The sequence below is a fragment of the Treponema sp. OMZ 803 genome (assembly GCF_024181165.1).
GTDB lineage: Bacteria > Spirochaetota > Spirochaetia > Treponematales > Treponemataceae > Treponema.
Map to the genome: position 1 here is coordinate 1852489 of NZ_CP051195.1, position 18872 is coordinate 1871360.

At 44.9% G+C, this 18872-nt stretch carries 15 protein-coding genes; 8 read left to right on the plus strand and 7 right to left on the minus strand.

What is annotated here, in order from left to right; translation table 11 throughout:
- The first annotated feature begins 15 nt into the window (after positions 1 to 15).
- From ABH09_RS08425 to ABH09_RS08435, 3 genes are all read left to right on the plus strand, one after another.
- Positions 16 to 1548, plus strand: coding sequence for an ABC transporter permease (locus ABH09_RS08425; RefSeq protein ID WP_253714057.1), 1533 nt, complete (start codon positions 16 to 18; stop codon positions 1546 to 1548).
- A gap of 34 nt (positions 1549 to 1582) precedes the next feature.
- Positions 1583 to 2917: an ABC transporter permease gene (locus tag ABH09_RS08430; protein ID WP_253714058.1), complete on the plus strand. Its 1335-nt coding sequence runs from the start codon at positions 1583 to 1585 to the stop codon at positions 2915 to 2917.
- A 77-nt stretch (positions 2918 to 2994) separates the two neighbouring features.
- Entirely contained in the window at positions 2995 to 3774 is a 780-nt protein-coding gene (locus ABH09_RS08435) for an outer membrane lipoprotein-sorting protein (RefSeq protein ID WP_253714059.1), read from the plus strand.
- A gap of 411 nt (positions 3775 to 4185) precedes the next feature.
- On the opposite strand, the gene ABH09_RS08440 is transcribed toward ABH09_RS08435, so the two are convergent.
- Positions 4186 to 5523, minus strand: coding sequence for an MATE family efflux transporter (locus ABH09_RS08440; protein WP_253714060.1), 1338 nt, complete (start codon positions 5521 to 5523; stop codon positions 4186 to 4188).
- Between the two features lie 307 nt (positions 5524 to 5830).
- Here ABH09_RS08440 and ABH09_RS08445 point away from each other — a divergent pair, with 307 nt between their 5' ends.
- The 4 genes from ABH09_RS08445 to ABH09_RS08460 all read left to right on the plus strand — a co-directional run bounded on the left by ABH09_RS08445 (position 5831) and on the right by ABH09_RS08460 (position 10353).
- Positions 5831 to 7381: an AbgT family transporter gene (locus ABH09_RS08445; protein ID WP_253714061.1), complete on the plus strand. Its 1551-nt coding sequence runs from the start codon at positions 5831 to 5833 to the stop codon at positions 7379 to 7381.
- 85 nt (positions 7382 to 7466) lie between these two features.
- The gene (locus ABH09_RS08450) at positions 7467 to 8036 is read left to right on the plus strand and encodes an HD domain-containing protein (protein ID WP_253714062.1); all 570 of its coding nucleotides are present in this window, start codon (positions 7467 to 7469) and stop codon (positions 8034 to 8036) included.
- 69 nt (positions 8037 to 8105) lie between these two features.
- The gene (locus ABH09_RS08455; protein ID WP_230977639.1) at positions 8106 to 8747 is read left to right on the plus strand and encodes a TetR/AcrR family transcriptional regulator; all 642 of its coding nucleotides are present in this window, start codon (positions 8106 to 8108) and stop codon (positions 8745 to 8747) included.
- A 28-nt stretch (positions 8748 to 8775) separates the two neighbouring features.
- Positions 8776 to 10353 carry an L-lactate permease gene (locus ABH09_RS08460; protein WP_253714063.1) on the plus strand — a complete coding sequence of 526 codons (1578 nt, stop codon included), beginning with the start codon at positions 8776 to 8778 and terminating at the stop codon, positions 10351 to 10353.
- Positions 10354 to 10371: 18 nt separating this feature from the next.
- Here the strand turns inward: ABH09_RS08460 and ABH09_RS08465 are convergent, their stop codons facing one another.
- The 6 genes from ABH09_RS08465 to ABH09_RS08490 form a co-directional block, all read right to left on the minus strand.
- Positions 10372 to 11988: a peptide ABC transporter substrate-binding protein gene (locus ABH09_RS08465; RefSeq protein ID WP_253714064.1), complete on the minus strand. Its 1617-nt coding sequence runs from the start codon at positions 11986 to 11988 to the stop codon at positions 10372 to 10374.
- Positions 11981 to 13390, minus strand: a complete 1410-nt coding sequence (locus ABH09_RS08470; RefSeq protein ID WP_162663885.1) for a TP0584 family protein — start codon at positions 13388 to 13390, stop codon at positions 11981 to 11983. The genes ABH09_RS08465 and ABH09_RS08470 overlap by 8 nt, the downstream gene beginning before the upstream one ends.
- A 138-nt stretch (positions 13391 to 13528) precedes the next feature.
- Complete coding sequence (locus ABH09_RS08475) at positions 13529 to 14383, minus strand: carbohydrate ABC transporter permease (RefSeq protein ID WP_162663886.1); 855 nt, start codon at positions 14381 to 14383, stop codon at positions 13529 to 13531.
- Positions 14380 to 15294 carry a carbohydrate ABC transporter permease gene (locus tag ABH09_RS08480; RefSeq protein WP_253714065.1) on the minus strand — a complete coding sequence of 305 codons (915 nt, stop codon included), beginning with the start codon at positions 15292 to 15294 and terminating at the stop codon, positions 14380 to 14382. The genes ABH09_RS08475 and ABH09_RS08480 overlap by 4 nt, the downstream gene beginning before the upstream one ends.
- Before the next feature lie 168 nt (positions 15295 to 15462).
- A complete protein-coding gene (locus ABH09_RS08485) occupies positions 15463 to 16725 on the minus strand; it encodes an ABC transporter substrate-binding protein (protein ID WP_253714066.1) in 1263 nt (420 codons plus the stop codon).
- Between the two features lie 41 nt (positions 16726 to 16766).
- The gene (locus tag ABH09_RS08490; protein ID WP_253714067.1) at positions 16767 to 17552 is read right to left on the minus strand and encodes an alpha/beta hydrolase; all 786 of its coding nucleotides are present in this window, start codon (positions 17550 to 17552) and stop codon (positions 16767 to 16769) included.
- Positions 17553 to 17961: 409 nt separating this feature from the next.
- Here ABH09_RS08490 and murQ point away from each other — a divergent pair, with 409 nt between their 5' ends.
- Positions 17962 to 18864, plus strand: coding sequence for an N-acetylmuramic acid 6-phosphate etherase (gene murQ / locus ABH09_RS08495; RefSeq protein ID WP_253714068.1), 903 nt, complete (start codon positions 17962 to 17964; stop codon positions 18862 to 18864).
- The last annotated feature ends 8 nt before the right edge of the window (positions 18865 to 18872 follow it).

Consider the following 18872-nt stretch of genomic DNA (forward strand, 5'->3'; position numbering starts at 1 on the left):
AAAGGGATAGTAACGATGAATAAAACGATTTTTAAGTTGGCGTTGAAAAATCTTTTTTCGCATAAGACAAAGACGCTGATTATTATGATTTTGATCGGGCTCGGCAGCTTTTTGGTGGTGTTGGGGCTCGGTGTGCTGAATTTCGCCGAAAAGCAAACAAAGAATGTATGCGAGAGCGATTTTTGCGGCGATATTTTTATTACCGGAAAACCCTCCGATAAAGACGTGAATGTAACAATTGCCGGTGCATATAAAAATGTCAATACGGGGAAATTGCCTTCGATGCCGTATCTATCAAAGATAGAAAAAATTGAGGCAAAGTTACATGACATGCCGGAAGCTTCTGTGTTTACGCGGGGAATGGTTGTCGGGTATGGTATGCTGCGTCCGGCTGACCTTTCCGACACGTGGGAGCCTAAGGGTGAAAACTTTTCGTATATGCCGTATGCCACGACACTCGGTATTGAGCCTTCTTCTTACAAAAAAACATTCGAGACAATCAAAGTGTATGAAGGCGAATTTCCCGATTCCGACGGTGCGGAATTTATCCTGCTGCCGCAAAAGGTAAAAGAAAAGTACGAGAAATATTATGAACGGGAATTGCATGTTGGAGATGAAGTTGTGGTGATGAGCTTTGGCGAAAAAGCAAAGCTGCGCAAAATAAGAGTGAGCGGCTTTTTTACCTTTGCACATCCCGATACGGCAATTCAGGCGGTACTGTATACGGATATCAACAGCGCGCGTATGCTTGCCGGTGTAACAATGGGTGCTCGTACCGTTACGGAAATTCCTAAGTCAATCGATTTAAGCCTTGCAGAGAAAAGCGAAGACGACTTGTTTTCCGATGATGCAGTCGGTGTCACCGAAGAGGCGGAAAGCATCACTGAAAAAAAAGCGACTGCGGAAGATTTGGAAAATATTTTAGGCAGTACGGAGCTGCGCAATCAGCTCAATATGGCGGACACTGATGCATGGCACTTTGTAACGGTTAAGCTGAAGGATCCTTCAAAAACATCCCGGGTGATTGCAGATTTGAATAAATGGTTTGCAGAAGAAGGCCTTATAGCACAAGCGCTTCCGTGGGATAAAGCAGTGGTGCAGTATGCTGCTGCGATAAAAATGACACGGACACTGATGATCGCGGTGCTGGTATTGCTTGCCGTTGTGGTGCTCATCGTCATTATGAATACGCTTGTCGTTTCCGTTATGGAGCGGACTGCAGAAATCGGTACGATGCGTGCCATCGGAGCAAAGCGTTCCTTTGTCAGGCGGCTCTTTTATACGGAGTCGTTTTTACTTTCGTGCGTTGGGGCTCTGTGCGGGATTGCTCTTGCGATTATCGCAGGGCTTATCTTTAATGCGTTGGGAATCAGACTTCCGAATGAAACGATGGCTGTTATGTTCGGCGGTTATAAAATCCAGACAGCTATATCGCCGGTTGCAGTATTGAGTACACTTGCCGCTATGCTTGCCGCCGGAGTAATTGCAAATTGGTATCCGGTTGGACTTGCATTAAAGATCAGCCCATTGGAAGCCATCAACAAATAAGGCATTATTAATGAAGGCATTTTAAGGAAAGATTATGAATATATTAAAGATTGCATTTCGGAATTTAAATAGGCAAAAACGGCGCAGTATGCTGTTGGTTATTGCGATTGTATTTGCGTTTCTTATTGTAACATTGATCGACGGACTATCGGCAGGTGCGCGTAAGAGTTTGGAATATCAGATTGCAAAGATTATCGGCGGGCATGTCTATGTAACCGGGGCGGAAAAGGCAGCGGACAAGACAGAAGATGATAAGGCGAATGAATACCTTCCTCCCGAAAGTGTTGAGCTTGTGCATAGAATCATCAAAGAAGAAAAAATTGATGCATTGTATACAACCGTGCGTGCACAGCGTTACGGCACGCTGATTTTTGCAGGGAATCAGTTGACTGCTCAAATTGCAGGCTGCAAATTCGATGAGGAAGAAGCCTTACGCAATAGTTTTGCGTTTAAAGAAGGCGGATGGGAGAACGTAAACATAGAAAACGCTCTTTTTATCCCTCAAAAAACCGCCGAAGCGCTGAATGTCGCTTTGAATGATGTTATCCTTTATGAAATGACTACGTTAAGCGGACAGGCAACGGTTGCGGAATTTCAAATAGCAGGCATTTATCAAGATCAAAGTCAATTTGATCAAATACAGTTTTATGCGAACTTCGATTATCTCAATAAAATTGCCGAAATTCCCGAAGGGTGTGTTGCTCAGTTCGGTATTTTCTTGAGAGATGAAAACCAGCAAGATGCTGTTGCGTCCATTTTTGAAAAGCGCCTTGCCGAATACGGTCCCGTTACCAGCCGTGAACTGGCGGCGCAGTTTAACCCAACCTCTCCCGGGCAGGAATTGCTGCGGCAGTTGAATGAAGGAAAGTGGGACGGAACAAAATACGCCGTTATGACCTTCTACGATTTTGCGCCGCAGATGGTAACGCTTTCACAGACGATACAGTGGGTCAGTCTCGGTGTGCTGTTGGTATTGCTGCTCGTTACGATGATCGGTATTTCCAATACATTCAGGATGGTTGTGCATGAGCGGAAGGGCGAAATCGGTACGATGCGTTCTTGCGGTGTCAGCAGGGGAAAGGTGAGCCTTTTATTTCTTGCGGAGGCAGGCTTTCTTTCGGTTATCGGTGCCGCAGCGGGCTTTGTGCTTGCGCTGCTCGTTATGCTGATTATCAGCCTTATCCCCATATCGATTGACTCGGTACTCAGTATGCTCACCACAAACGGACATTTCTTGTGGATACTGTCGCCGACCGTTATCTGCTTAAAATTCCTGCTGACCGCATGTTTGGCAATCCTTGCAGCGCTCGGCCCCGCAATCCGTGCAGCCAACATGATCCCTGCGGAAGCGTTGCGATCGAGCAAGTAAAGGGAATATACCCCATGAAGGGGTCTCGTGAGTAAAGTAAGAAAATGCCTCGAGCGTTTTACTAAGAGGAGAATATAATGGATTATAAAACGATGACGAAAAAATATGCCGCAGTGTTTTTTGCGGCTATCTTATGTGCGCTGCCGCTCTCGCTTTCGGCACAAATACCGAGCACGGAAGAGATGTACGGTATTTTGGAAAAGCAGTACGAAGCAGGTAACTTTGATAAAGATATAACCTGCACGCTTTCGCTCATTATCGAAAAGCCGAACGAACCGAAATCTGCGCAGCAGTATAAACTATTCCGGCGTGATACAAAAGATCAAACCACGCTTGTGCAGCTTGCGCCTGAGGCGGATAAGGGAACGGGGTATATGCAGGAAAAGAATAACCTCTGGGTGTATGATCCTACCTCGCATCAATTTACCCACTCTTCGCTTAAGCGCGCTATCGGGGATTCCGATGCAAGTGTTTCGGATGTTAATAAACGGTCTGAATTTAGAAAGACTTACGAAATTACCGATATAGCAGCATCAAAACTCGGTAAGTTTGATGTATATGCAGTTACGCTCAAGACTCTTCTTTCTGACGCGCGGTATGCGCAGGAAAAATATTACGTGCGTAAAACTGATCCGCTTATCTTAAAAATCGAAAGCTACGGCTCAAGCGGACGGCTGATGCGCACCACGCTCCTGCCTAAATACGTCAAAATCGGTAATTTCAACTGGCCTGCTCAATCCATCTATATTAACGAAATCAATAAGGGTGAAAAGACCACGCAAATACTCTCCGATTTTGATACCTCCGACATACCGGATGTGGTGTTTACGAAGGCCTACTTGGAAAAAATCAATTGATCGTTTGCAAATAGCGGGGCATCTACTGCGTCGCACGGCAAAAAAGTGTCCTCAACGTATCGAAGATACGCCTGCGGTACTTTTTTGCCTACCTCCTTGTATCTACCTCCGCTATTTGCAAACGCGCTGGAGAGGCACATCTACTTCGTTACTGCGCACAAATAAATCCTCGACGTATCAGAACGGACAGGGATGTCCGGGGTGATAACCAGTAGCGAGTTTTTCGTCAGAAAAACTCGTAGCCCAAGAATGTGCAAGGACGCACATTCTTGGGCGAGGATGGCGGGGGAGTAAATCAGTAACGAGTTTAGACGTGAGGCTAAACTCGTAGCCACAGAATGTACAGGACGTACATTCTGTGGCGAGGATGTCCGTGGTATGTTGATTTATCTTCCTGCTTTCAGCAAAGTGTTATTTTTTTACCAAGTCGGTTGCGAATATCTTTATCATAATAATAACTGAAAGCACTACGACAATTCCGTCAACGAGCGGCATTGCGAGCCATACGCCTCGCGCCCCGAAAAAATGCGGCAGTATGAGTACGGCAGGCACAAAGAGCACCAACTGCCGTGAGATCGCTAAAATACCGGCGGGTTTCGGCTTGCCGATGGCCTGAAAGAGCGTCATATTCAATATCATAATTGCAAGCGCAGGGAAGATTATCATGGCAATAACGGCATTGGTTTTTCCTTGTGCAACGAGCACGGGGTTATCGATAAACAGCCCAAGTACTTTTTCGGGACTCAGCAAAAAGATACCCCATGCAATGACGGCGAGCAAAAAGCCGAAGCCGTAAAACATACCGGTTCCCTTTTTTACCCGGTCAAAAAGACCCGCGCCGAAATTCGTACCGACAAAAGGCTGGAACCCTTGGCTTAATCCCCACAGCGGAATAAAACTCAACATCAAATAGCGGAAGAATGCGCCCATTAGAACGACCTGATCTTCTCCACCGTATTTTTTCAATGTCGAATACATGACCGTTTGCTGTACCAGAGAAAGAACCTGCATAATCATCGCAGACATACCGATTGCAATTGTTTCTCCGACAATCGATTTATCCGGTTTAAGGGTTTTAAAGCGAACATTTTTGCTGAAGCACAAAAAGTAAAAAAAGCTGACCAATGCAAAAACCGCCTGCGAAATAACCGTGGCAACGGCAGCGCCGGCGATTCCTTGTTTGAACACGATAATGAACAGCGCGTCAAGCACAATATTCAGCACGGCACCGGATCCCATGATAATCATCGCAAGCGCAATTCTTCCTTCTCCGCGCAGTACCATATTTGAAGCCTGTCCGAAGTTTACAAATATGGAGCCGAGGTACACAATCCGTAAATATTGCACACCCATTGCGTGCATTTCTCCTTCCGCCCCGATAAGGGTGAGAAGCTGCGGCGCAAAAATGTATCCGATTATCATTACTACTGAGGACATCAGTACCGACAACACCAAGACGTTTCCCATCACCGCATCGATGGTTTTTTGGTCTTTCCTGCCGACTGCCCGCGATAAAATCGATGCGGAACCAATTCCGACCAATACCGCAATACCGTTATTCACCAGCGTAAAAGCATACGCAACGCTGATCGCACCGAGCGCTTTTTCGCCTACATACCGTCCGACAAACATTGCGTCGACGAAACTGTACAAACTGATTACCAGCATACCGATGATTCCCGGCACGCCCAACTGTAACATGAGCTTGAATATATTTCCCGATACAAGCTCCTCTCGTTTATCTGTCATAAACACTCCTAAAATAGAAACCGACGATACCGTCAGTTATTCATAGTGGAAATATATACGAATGGAAATGGATTGTCAACCGGATATAACAGCGCAATCAGAGCAAGTACATCAAATACACTTCGTTGATTACGCCGGACTTATATGATAAAAGGATATTGATATTATTCGTGCGGAGGGTTTAATACCCCGACGCTTGCGTCGGGGTTGTTGATTAAAATTTATATTTGCCAATACGAAAATCATCGTATATAATTGAAGATATTATCGCATCATGATATGCGAAAACCATTTTCTAGGAGTTCTTATGAGTACAAAAAAGAACAAGGAAGTCTCAGGCTTTCTTAAAGGCGTTGAAAGGATCGGAAATAAGCTGCCTCATCCGGCGATGCTTTTCTTTATCCTCAGCATTATCGTTGTTATTATTTCAGCCATTGTAGCGGCTGTCGGTGCGCCGGTTACCTACTTTGACGCAAAAAAGGGGCAGGAAGTAACGATAAAGGCTGTCTCGCTTTTGAATGTCGAGGGATTTCGCTATATTTTGAACAGCGCAACGAAAAACTTTACCGGTTTTGCGCCGCTCGGTACGGTATTGGTCGCAATGCTCGGTATCGGCGTTGCCGAATGGACGGGGCTCATCAATACCTCATTGAAGAAGCTTCTCACCAATATTAACCCTCGGTTGCTGACAGCCGTTGTCGTTTTTGCCGGTATTATGAGTAACATTGCGTCCGATGCAGGCTACGTTGTAGTTATTCCGCTCGGCGCCATTGTGTTTGCCAATGCGGGCAGGCATCCGCTGGCAGGTCTTGCCGCTGCCTTTGCCGGTGTTTCGGGTGGTTTTTCTGCGAACCTCTTGCTAGGGACTACCGACCCGCTGTTAACCGGCATCACTATTGAGGCCTTGCACAATGCCGGTATGGACATCCCGCTTGATCCTACCTGTAACTGGTACTTTATGGTCGTTTCAACATTCTTGTTGACAATTATCGGAACATTGGTAACCGAAAAGATCGTAGAAAAGAACTTAGGCGAATACCACGGCACCTATCAACCGGACAATATGCCCGTTTCCGCAGAAGAAACAAAAGGGTTAAAGCGTGCGGGTATTTCCATTCTGATTATGGTGGTCATCCTTGCAATCGGCATGTTCGGCTTACCCGGTCTCCCGTCCCTTGCCATTTTAAGCGAAGTAAATCCCAAAACAGGCGTTAGTTCCCTCAGCAACTTTATGCACGGCGGTTTACTCCCCGTTATTTTAATCCTTTTCTTGGTACCCGGTTTAGTATACGGTAAAACATTGGGAAAAATTAAGAGTTCCGGAGACCTCGTAAAAGGTATGACGCACGGAATGAGCTCAATGGCCGGCTACCTCGTATTGGCATTCTTTGCAGCGCAGTTTGTCAGCTACTTCGGTAAAACGAACCTCGGAACCATTCTTTCCGTAAACGGCGCCAACTTCTTAAAGAGCATCGGATTTACCGGCTTACCGCTTATCATCGCATTCGTAATTATTTCCGCTTTCTTGAACCTCTTTATCGGTTCCGCCTCTGCAAAATGGGGAATTATGGCGCCGATTTTCGTACCGATGATGGTAAACCTCGGCCTTTCACCGGCTTTAACGCAGGTTGCATACCGTATCGGAGACTCCAGCACCAATATCATCACTCCGCTGATGAGCTATTTTGCAATGATTGTTGTCTTTATGAAAAAGTATGATGAGGATTCCGGTCTTGGAACATTGATATCGATAATGTTGCCGTATTCAATCGCGTTCCTGCTTTCATGGCTTGGTTTGATGATTATTTGGTATGTAACCGGCTTACCGCTCGGTCCGGGAGCATTCTTAACACTGTAAGATTCCGGATATTTGTGTTCCCGCAGTGTAAGGCCTTAGAGAAGCCGCTTGCGGGAATGCAAAATTATTTTATCAGGAGAAAGCTATGAACATTGATAGAGATACGGCAATAGGCTTACTCAATCGATATGTTACGACCAAGCATATCATAGCGCATTCATTCGCTGTCGAAGCCGTTATGCGCGCCCTTGCAAAACGGCTTGATCCGGCGGATGAAGAACTGTGGGGAATTACCGGGCTGCTCCACGATTTGGATATGGACGTTTCAAACTGGCAGGAGCACCCTGAACGGCACGGCCCCGTAACGGTTGAGCTGTTAAAGAAACAGAATTTCGGCTGTGAGGAAATGTACAGCGCTATTATCGCTCATAATCCCGATACGGGCGCCGTACCGCAAACACTTTTTGAAAAAGCGCTCTTTGCAGCCGACCCGATTACCGGCTTTATCACCGCCGTTACGCTTGTTTATCCCGATAAAAAAATTGCGAGCGTTAAGGTTAAATCCATCGTCAAGAAAATGAAAGCAACCGGATTTGCCGCCGGTGCCGATAGAGGCGCAATGATGTCAATAGAAAATATCGGGATACCGTTTCCGGAATTTGCAGAATTAGCGCTTACCGCTATGTGCGGTATTGCCGATCAACTCGGCCTTTAGTGCGCGTTGACCTTGTATTGATGCCTTTCAGTCTTGCGGGCTGTAAGCCTGTCTGATATTATACAGCTTATGGCTAAGTTTAAACGGCAATCGAAATCTTCTCGCATGGCGGAGATACAAGAAGCGGCAAAAAAGGTATTTTTAGAGAAAGGATTTCGCTATACGACAATGGAAGATGTTGTGAAAAACACAACGCTTTCCAAGGGCGGCGTATACCAATATTATAAAACGACAAAGGCAATCCTTTTCGATATTATGCAAAACGGAAACTATTTCCGGTATGAACGAACCGAAAAGATTGTGCAGGAATCGGCAGGTACCGAATCGGTTGCCGAGGTCATAACAGACGCTTGTATGGCTAAGCTTTTTGATGAAGTACCCGAAAAAAAACTCTACTTGATGTTTCTAGCGGAAATACCGTATGACCGCGATTATGAAGCGCTATATTTCCAATTGGAAAAACAAGCCTTTGAACTGTTTATAAAAACGTTACACTATCCGTCCCAACAAGAACAAAAAATTATGAATATCATTCAAGAGCAAGAGTACTTTTTGTTTAAAATTTTTCACGGCATGCTCGTTATGCATGAGCTATTCAGCGATAAGGATGTGTTTAATCAAAATAAAGAAAAAATCCGTACAATAATTCTGACTGCAATACAGAACTTCTTTAACCGGCACCAAGATTTGCTCAACCATATTAACCGATGATGTGTTTACCCTGAAGGATGAATAATACATGATACTGATTAATTTCATACTTGCAATGCTGCCGATTGTCTGGCTTGTTATTTCTTTAAGCAAGCTCAAGATGAGCAGTTGTAAAGCCTGCGGTATTGCGTTGCTGATAACGGCGATTTTAGCAGGATTTTATTGGAAATTGCCTCCTCTACATATCTCGTCCGCTATGTTTGAAGGAGCAGCGTATGCGCTCTGGCCAATCTGTTTGATTATTGTTGCCGCTCTTTTTACATACAATTTAACGATAAAAACCGGCGCTATGGAAAAAATCAAAGGGATGTTGATCGGTATTTCCGATGATAAAAGAATTCTGATGCTGATTATCGGCTGGGGTTTCGGTAATTTTATGGAAGGCATGGCAGGGTTCGGTACTGCGGTTGCTATTCCCGCATCGATTCTTGCCGGAATAGGTCTTAATCCCATCAACGCAGTAACGGCTTGTCTTGTTGCAAATACGACGCCGACTGCGTTCGGCTCGGCAGGAGTGCCGACAGCGACACTTGCTTCCATTACAGGGTTGGACTTGCAGCAGCTTGCCGCAAATGCCGCGCTCATACAGGCCGTTCATACGTTTCTTTCACCGTTCCTCGCGGTGGTGATCTGCGGAGGCGGCATAAAGGCATTAAAAGGCGTATGGCATATTACGTTGATCGCATCGCTGTCGTTCGTTGTGCCCTATCTCCTTTTTGCGCAATTGTTAGGCCCCGAACTTCCAACTATTGTCGGTTCAATTTGTTCGATGCTCTGTGTAATCCTTGCAGCAAACTTCGGTAAAAGGAAACGTAATGAGGCTCCCGATACCGTAAAGATCGAATCGGAGTATTCCGTAAAAACTGTTGCGGCAGAGATAACAACACCGGTAGTGCATATCGGCTTTTCCGAAGGCCTTAAAGCATGGGCGCCGTTTATGCTCATCTTTGTATTGTTAATTCTTACCTCCAAGCTCTGTCCTCCGGTGCACAACGCCATTAAGGATTTCAAACATTCGTTTATGATTTATACGGGAGAAGGAGGCAAGCCGCTCACATTTAGCTGGATAAATACTCCGGGAGTGGTGATATTTATAGCGGCCATCTGCGGAGGGCTTATTCAAAAGGCTTCATTGTTCGAAATGGCCGACGTATTGGGCTTTACCCTAAAAAAATATTGGAGAACCTTTGTAACGATTTGTAGTGTTTTGGCAACTGCCAAGGTGATGATATACAGCGGAATGATTTCCGATATTGCCCGTTCGGCTGTTGTTGCAGCCGGTCCGGTATATCCGTTTGTTGCACCGTTAATCGGCGTGTTGGGAGCCTTTATAACGGGATCGGGTACTTCTACCAATGTCCTTTTCGGAAATTTACAGATGGAGACTGCACATTCGCTTAATTTGAATCCATATTGGATTACCGCGGCCAATGCACTGGGTGGGGGAATCGGCAAAATGATATGCCCGCAAAATATTGCAATTGGAGCAGGTTCTATCGGCATTACCGGCTCCGACAACAAAATTCTTGCAGCGGTGTTTAAATATTTTGTTGTGTATGCATTACTTGCGAGCGTAATCTGTTTTGCCGGCTCGTTCCTGATGTGAGCCGCTGCACATTTCCGTTCAGCGGTTCTCTTTGGTATATAACGCAACTCCGGGCAACGGATCGGGCTGGGCAAATCGGATAAATTTAAACGGATGGATATTAACCGCATTGACATACCAGCCTTTGATATCGCTTAAATCGATTACGTTGATTGCAGGAACGTGAGAAAGCGGAATAAGAACCGATGAATCGAGTAACAGCTGTTCCGCTTTTGCAAGATAGTCAAATCTCGCTTTGCGATTTTGTTCTGCCGATGCTTTCTTGATAAAATTTTCATAATCTATATTGTGCCAGCCTGAATCATTTAAAGTTGAATCGGTGCGGAATAATTCTAAAAACGCAAGCGGATCTGCAAAATCACCAATCCACGAAATGACAGCCAAATGATAGTTATCCGTCTTTAATCGGTCGTAGTATTCTTCAAAGGGTGTTGTCGTAATCTCGGTTGAAATTCCTATTTTTTCCCATGCAGTTTTCAGCAATGCCGCTTGTTGGATGTAGAAGGCTGTTTCCGGTAAGAGAATTTTTACCGGTTGTGTTGTTTCCGACTGCGGGACTTTTTTTAACAATTTTTCAGCTTTTGCTATATCCTGTTTATCAACACCGGGTACGGTTGGATATCCCGTGAGGGGGAATACCAACGTCTTAGCAGGAATTAAATAATCTTTGCGCAATTCGGTATAGGGGAGTGCAGCGAGCAGCGCTTCTCTGAACGTTTGATTATTGCACGGCGTTGTGTTTGTTTTAAAATAGAAGAATTCAGTTGCAAACATCGGTGTAATGTGGATGGTATATGCCGCTGCTACTTTATTTAAATTGACGGATCCGCAAAGCCAATGAATAGAACCTTGATTAAAAGCTTCTGTCATTTTATCGGTATCTTCATCTAACAATATGCTGATTGCAGGGAGTCGTACCGATTCGGAATCCCAATAAACAGAGTTCTTTACAAGGCGGATTTTGTCGCCGGTAAAACTTTCTATTTTAAAAGGGCCGCTTGCGATCGGTTTAAAAGCGGCGGCAGAATTTGCAAAAGAAGATTTACCTGCATATTTCGTTATTGCTTTAAGCTGTGAAGGATGTACTGCGGAAAATGCGTGATGACAAAGTATATTAGCCAGTTGTTCGGCGGGATATACGAGCGAAATTTTCAACGAAGTATCCGATTCCGCATACAAGCCGATATGCGATGTGTCCGTAGCCATTCCACTCCGGTATTCTTTTACACCTTTAACGCAATCTAAAAGTGACGCATACGGTAAATCAAGTTTTGGGTTTAACAAATTGATAAATGAATCACAGAATACTTGCGCGGTAATAGGGTCACCATTTTCAAATGTGAGGTTATCCCGCAGTGTAAATGTCCATGTCAAACCGTCTGCACTGATTTTCCAATCCTTTGCTAATCCTGCCACCGGCTGCAACGTATAAGGATCGTATGTACACAACCCTTCGTACAATCCGGTAAGAATTTGCGCCTCATTTGCATTATACGCGGCATGGGGGTGTAAGTTCGGAATACCGGTAGTGACCGAAACAACAAACTCGTTTTGAGGATAGGGTTCATTTTCTGCGCATGCAACAAAGGGAACTATACATAAAACAAGAAACAGTAATATATTTTTTTTATTCATGAATTAATCCAAGTTCTTTCATATTCAAATATTCTTCAACACTCGCATTGTATTCCGCTCTGCATTGATTTGCTTTTATCACCGCATTTCGAATTGTTGTTAATTCTATTTTTATTCCCCTCATTTTTGATCGCAATATAACATCGGTAGATTTATAATAATCATCCAAGCCTCCGAGCGTTTTTAAATACCCATTGCATATAACAATGTATTTGTTTAGCATTTCAAGCAATTGTTCATTGCTCATACCGGTTAAACGCTGCTGAAGGTCGGAAGTCCCCGATGAAAGGATTCTAAAAATACGAATTGTTTTTGCTAAATTATCAGTAAAATCTTCCAGTACGATTATTTCTTTTTTTTGTAAGTTGCTAATAGGATCTTTAATCAGTATGGTGATTTCATGTTTTTTTTCTTCCATATTGAAAGCACGCCTCAGAGCTTCTAAGAACTTGGTAAAAATCGTCATACGTGATTTATATACTATTTCTTGATTAGCCATGAGTTTGGTGAGGCAGGTATCGAAATGATTGCCGGTAGTACCAAGGATGCGGAGCCCTGTTATAAGCACCGGCCGCATATTCTCCTGTTTATTAATTTTTACATCTTCTTTTTGCGTTATATTCAAATGACGCAATACTTCCCGTTGCAGATGTGCCGAATCAGGGCCGTAATCTTCTTTAATAACTTCCATTACAAGATCATGATAAAAAGGGAGTTTTTCATCATTTGTCGCGAGGGCTTTTTTAAGATTTTTTAATAATTTAATCGGGCTTGCGATATCCGCTTGTGTAACCGTTAAATCGGGCGGCATATTTTTTCTGACCGTTAGTTTATATTCTTCCCGGTGTAGACGGGCAAGCTGACGGAGTGTTTTATTGATGTCAGCATCAAGCTTTGCAAGGTGCCCGAGGGAATCTCTCAATAGCCCGCCGGTTAGCGTATCGGAGACGGAATGGAGCGATTTACATATTTCGGCTATTGCACGGGTATTCGCAAGTGTCGAATTTTCATTAAGTGCCGACCACTGAAAAGTTTTATTCAACGCGAGCATGGATGCAATGCGCTGTGGTGTTAAGAACGAACAGTTAAACTGATAGGAGTTAGTTAAAAAATCAAGCATCGTTTGATACTGTGCTAATCGGGAACCGACGATAGCAGCTCGTTCACTATCAGCAAAAGCTTCGTTACTGGGGACTTTTATTTCGGTCATGCGGCTATCGTATTTATACGGATCGTCATAAACTAAGCCTTTTTTTAGTAAATTGCTGCGGAGAATTTTTACCACACTGCCGAGTGCTGCATAATTCTGCTGTAACTGCGGAAGTAAATGCCTATTAAATTCTTCCCGTTGTATGGCTATGTGGTGTTCTAACTCTTCAGAAAAATTTTTCGTAGATTCCATATCATCATCATCGGCACTTTAAAAAAATTTTTTATACGATTTGCGGAATAACTGCCTTAAAAGCAAAGCGCGGGGCAGAAGCGATGGGGGTGAGGATGCCTCAAAAGTTAGTTACTTTTTTGCCATCCCCACAATCTTCTATTTTATCGCGCCGGCGGTCATTCCCTTAATGAAATACTTACTCATAAATAAATAGAGAATCATCATCGGGAGGATGGCTACGGTTAATCCGGTAAACAAAAGCGTCCAATTGGTGCTGTGCTGCCCGAAAAAGGTGCTGAGACCAACCGGCAGGGTTTTTAGATTCCTGCTGTGCAAAAAGACAAGCGGGAAAAAGAAGTCGTTCCAGATAGGCACCGCGTTGTAAATGGTTACCAACGCAATTCCGGGTGCAATGACCGGCATCATAATCTTACTGTAAATGGTAAAGTCATGGCAGCCGTCTATCCGCGCCGCATATTCGAGATCTGCAGGAATAGCTTTAAAGAATCCCGAAAGAATAAATATGGTTGAAGGAATCCCCATTGCGGTAAAAATTAAAATAACCGACAAAAAGTTATCCATAAGCCCGAGTTTTCTGATAATCATAAACAGCGGGATGATGGCAGCTTTGAGCGGTAGCATGATACCGCTTAAAAAGACCATATACAGCAGCGTATTTCCTTTGAACACGTATCGGCTAATAGCGTATGATGCCATCGAGCCGAACAGCAGCACTAAAACCATAGAGAAGGCGGTTACGATGACGCTGTTGATAAAAAACGTGCTGAATCCCATATCGACCCAAACCCGCTTATATGACGAAAAATCCGGGTTGGTCGGCAGAGCGAACGGGTGCTGGAGAATTTCGCGTGTCGGTTTTAATGACGACATAACCATATTAAAAAGCGGATATGCGATCAAGATAACATAGATAATCATCAGTGTTAAAATACCGGCGATTGCAAGGCGTTTTACAGGGGATTCTGTATTCATGCGTAGATTCATGTTCATACTTGTGTCTCCTTTGCCTTTCCGATTGCGACGGATACGAGCGAAATACAAAAGGTCATAATATAGATGATAACGGCGATGGTACTGCCAATGCCGATTTCGGGGTTACCCGTATCCACTGAGCCGAAGGCGGTGCGGTAAAAAAGCGTACCGATGGTGTCGGTGCTATAGTTCGGTCCGCCGCCGAGGTCGGTCATGGTGTATATCTGTTCAAAAACATTTAAACTGCCGATGACGGTTAATACCGTGATAACCGTTACGGACGGAATAATGAGCGGAAATATGATTTTCCAAAATAAGCCCATCTCGCTTACGCCGTCTATGTACGCGGCTTCGATACAGCTCTGATCGATTGAGTCGATGGCTGCAAGGAATACAAGTGAAGGGAAGCCCACCCAGCGCCAAATATTGGTTGCGATGATGGCAAAGGTTGCGGTGTTTTCGTCGCCGAGCCACGCCCGCCGGAAGGAGGAGAGGTCGAGGAGATTCAAAAAACTATTGACCAGCCCATCGCTCTTTAAATACATACCCCATAAAAATCCGACCGCAACAATTGAAAAAAGCACCGGTATAAAAAATATCCGCTTAAAGACCCCGTGTCCTGCGATTTTTCTACTTAAAACATACCCGAAAAGCAGTCCGAGGCTATTTTGAATGAGCATTGTGCAGCAAAACCAGATACCATTGTGCTTTAATGCATTAAAAAAACGTTCGTTATACGGAAAGGTAAAAAACAACTTTTTAAAATTACCCAATCCGGTAAATGTGCCGCGGAGAAGTTGGTTCCAGTTGAATAAGCTGTTGAACAGACTCATAAAAAGCGGCAACAAAATAAACACGCTGACAATCAGCAGCGCCGGCGTTACGAAAAACGCAATCCATAAAAATTTACTTGTTTTTGATGTTATCATACTGTTATATTACCCGGAGCAATCGCATCAGACTTCTTTTTAGTAGCCCCGCAGAATCAATGGGTTGTTCAACCAGAATTTCGCCGCTTCGCGGCTCAAATGGTCTCACAGCCCATTGATTCTGCGATATTCATCTACATATCGGTCTGATTCGATTGCTCCGAACGTTTATTGTTGAAAAGGTTTATAATAGGTAGCGATACCTGTTTGTACGTTCTTACATGCTTGTTCGGCCGTTAAAGAACCTGCTAAGTAGCCCTGCCCTGCTGCCTGCCACAAAGCGGAACCGGTCGGCTGTTCATAGCGGAACGGTACAAGGAAAATATAGCTGGTGCTGTTTTTCATCATCGTGATGACTTTTCCGACAAACGGATCAAGCGAGGTGTCTACCCCGGGTGTAGAACTGATCATTTTCAGATCGGAAATCAGCATATTGCCGACTTCCGGTGAACCGAGGAACTGTAAGAAGGTGAGCGCCGCTTCTTTATGTGCTGTTTTTGCATTGACTGCCCAGTTCATATCTGCATAGAAGGTAACGTACTGTTCTCCTGCTGTTGTGCCCGGTACCGGGAATGCATCGAATTGGAGGGAAGGGTTGTTTGCTTTAAAGGTTCCTGCTTCATACGAACCGCCGATCATGTGTGCGGCCGTTTCGTTCATAAAAGAACCCTGAATGTCGGTATAGCCGACACCGGTAAACAGTTCCGGCATATAGGGGCGCAATGCGCCGATTTTTTTAACCGCATCGATAAAGCGTGGATCTTCGAACGTAGTTTTGCCGGCGACGACTGCATCAAAAAAGTCATTAGCTCCATAGAAGTTGGGGCCGACGCCGCCTAAAAGGGTTTCTACCGTCCATCCGTCCTTTGAACCGTTTGCAAGCGGTATAATACCATTCTTCTTACAGACTTCAAGATTTGACAGGAATTCATCCCATGTCGCCGGAACCTTTAAACCGAGCTTTTTGTAGATATCTTTGTTGTAGTAACAGAAGATCGCTTGGCTTAACGCAGGCAGACCGTATATTTTACCGTCTTTAATGCTTCGTGCACCCTGTTTAGCCGGTTCCGAATAATCTTTTAAATTGGGAATAAGGTCATCGAGCGCGAGGAGATACTCGCTGTCTGCAAGCGTCTGTAAACCGCCGTAGGCTCTGCCCATAAAGACATCCGGTCCTCCGCCGCCTTGCAGTGATGCGCTTACGATCGTATTATACTCGGTGTTTTTAATGGCGGTTTGCTTTACGCTGATGTTCGGATGCTTTTCTTCAAAGGCTTTAATAACCTTCTCGTAGAATTCTACATCCTCGGTACGCCATGTCCAAAATTCCAGCATAACTTTTTCGCTGGAATTGTTGCTGTTTTCATTTGAACATGCAAACAACATCAAGAGAAAACATGCTGCCAATGCTGCAATGATTTTATTTTTCATCACTTGCCTCCTAACTGTTGAAAATTCCTATTTTAACCGATTTAAAAAAATCGGTTAATAATCTTTTTAATGCCGCGATCCCACAGCGGCCATTCATGCCCGCCGGGACTTTCTTCATAGTAATGCTCGATACCCTGTTCCTGTAAAAAACGATGAAAGTCCCGATTGATGCCGATGAAACCGTCCGAAGTACCGCATTCAAGGGAGATCTGCGGATAAGCCTTTCCCTGCATGAACTTTTTCATTTTGAGTACCGCATTTTTATATTCGCTTTCCATGTTCTCTATACTGCCGAATATGCCCTTCGCCCATTCAGGGGTAAAGACGGGATGTTCAGGCGAAAGCTGCTCCCTCGTTAAAAAAGCGGAGGAAATACCTGCGGCGGCTCCGAAGTTCTGCGGATATAAACACGCTGCACGTATTGCTCCGGCCCCACCCATCGAAAGGCCCGCGATAACGGTGTCCTCCCGCTTTGCTGAAAGGTGAAACAACCTCCGTGTCAGCTGTATCAGCTCGTCCCCGACAAAGGCGCCGTACTGCTGCCCGGGAAGTTTACCATCGATATAAAAAGCATTTTCCGCCGCCGGCATGATGACGGCAATATGTTTTTCCGTTGCGTAGCGGCGTATGTTTGTAAGCGTGAGCCAGTCCGTATGGCAGCCGTACAACCCGTGCAACAGATAGAGCGTTTTGAGCGGCTTGGTTTCCTGCGCCTGCGGTCTTTGCCCGGAAGCATCGGGCGCGCTTTCTTCCGCCGGAATAATTGCGCACAGAGAAACCGGGCGCATAAATGATTGCGCAAAAACTTCGGTATAAATAAGTGCCATCTTACTTTTTCTTATCCTAAAACCGCTTTTCGATGAACTTCATACCATGGATTGAAGTTCTTCAACTGTGAGCGGATTCATAATCAAATCATCTAATGTCATAGTTTTCATATCAAAAGTCATTTAGATACTCTGCGCGTATTATATTCTGTAGATACAAGAAGTGTCAACGTAAAAAATTCACGGTGATTTTTAGTACAAAGGAGTCCCTCTATTCCGAAGGATGCGAAGCAAATCTAACCGAGTTTTTAGAGGTGCCTAAAGATATACGGAGTTTTTATATGGACTTACACGTGTTTAGGCGTTATGATTACACGTGTGAGGTGATATATGTTGGCAAAACTTACGTTAACTTTTTAAGAATTTATCAGAATGTTCCAATAATTAATGGAAAGAGGAGTAGATTATAATGAAAGAAATTCCCGTAACGGAGCAGCGCAATCCTGCTTCATATCAAATCGATACGAAAAGTACGGCAGAAATTTTAACGATTATCAATAATGAAGATAAAAAAGTTCCCGAGGCGGTTTCTAAGGCGATTCCGCAATTGACGCGGTTGGTCGATTGTGTGGTTGAGGTGTTTCAAAAAGGCGGACGGCTGTTTTACCTCGGTGCGGGAACCTCCGGCCGTCTGGGGGTACTTGACGCCTCAGAATGTCCGCCCACCTACGGCGTGTCCCCCGATATGGTGCAGGGCTTTATCGCAGGCGGCGATGCCGCGCTCCGCCGTTCCATCGAAGGCGCCGAGGATGATGAAAACCACGGTATCGATCAGCTGCGCGGCGCAGGTTTTTCGACGTCCGATATGTTGGTCGGTATTACCGCCTCCGGTTCCGCCCCTTATGTACTGGGGGCGCTCCGATATGCCCGTTCGCTCGGCAGCCCGACCGGTGCAATAAGCTGCAATAAAGATTCACGTACCTTCGAGCTTGCCGATTATCCCATTTATCTGCCGGTCGGGCCCGAAATCGTTACCGGCTCCACTCGGATGAAGTCGGGCACTGCACAAAAGCTCGCGCTGAATATGATTACCACCACCGCGATGATTAGGCTGGGAAAGGTATATAATAACTTTATGATCGATTTGATGCCGGTGAACGCAAAGCTGGTGGAACGGTCGAAACGGCTGATTAACGAGATTACCGGATGCGGGGAAGCGCGTGCCGCACGGATATTTGAGGATTCCGGACGGAAGATACGGACAGCGGTGATTATGGCCTCGCTTGAGGTATCGAAAGAGGAAGCGGAAGCGCTGCTTAAGCAGGGGAACGGCAATATCAACAATGCGCTCGATGCGTATAAACGGCGATAAACGGCATA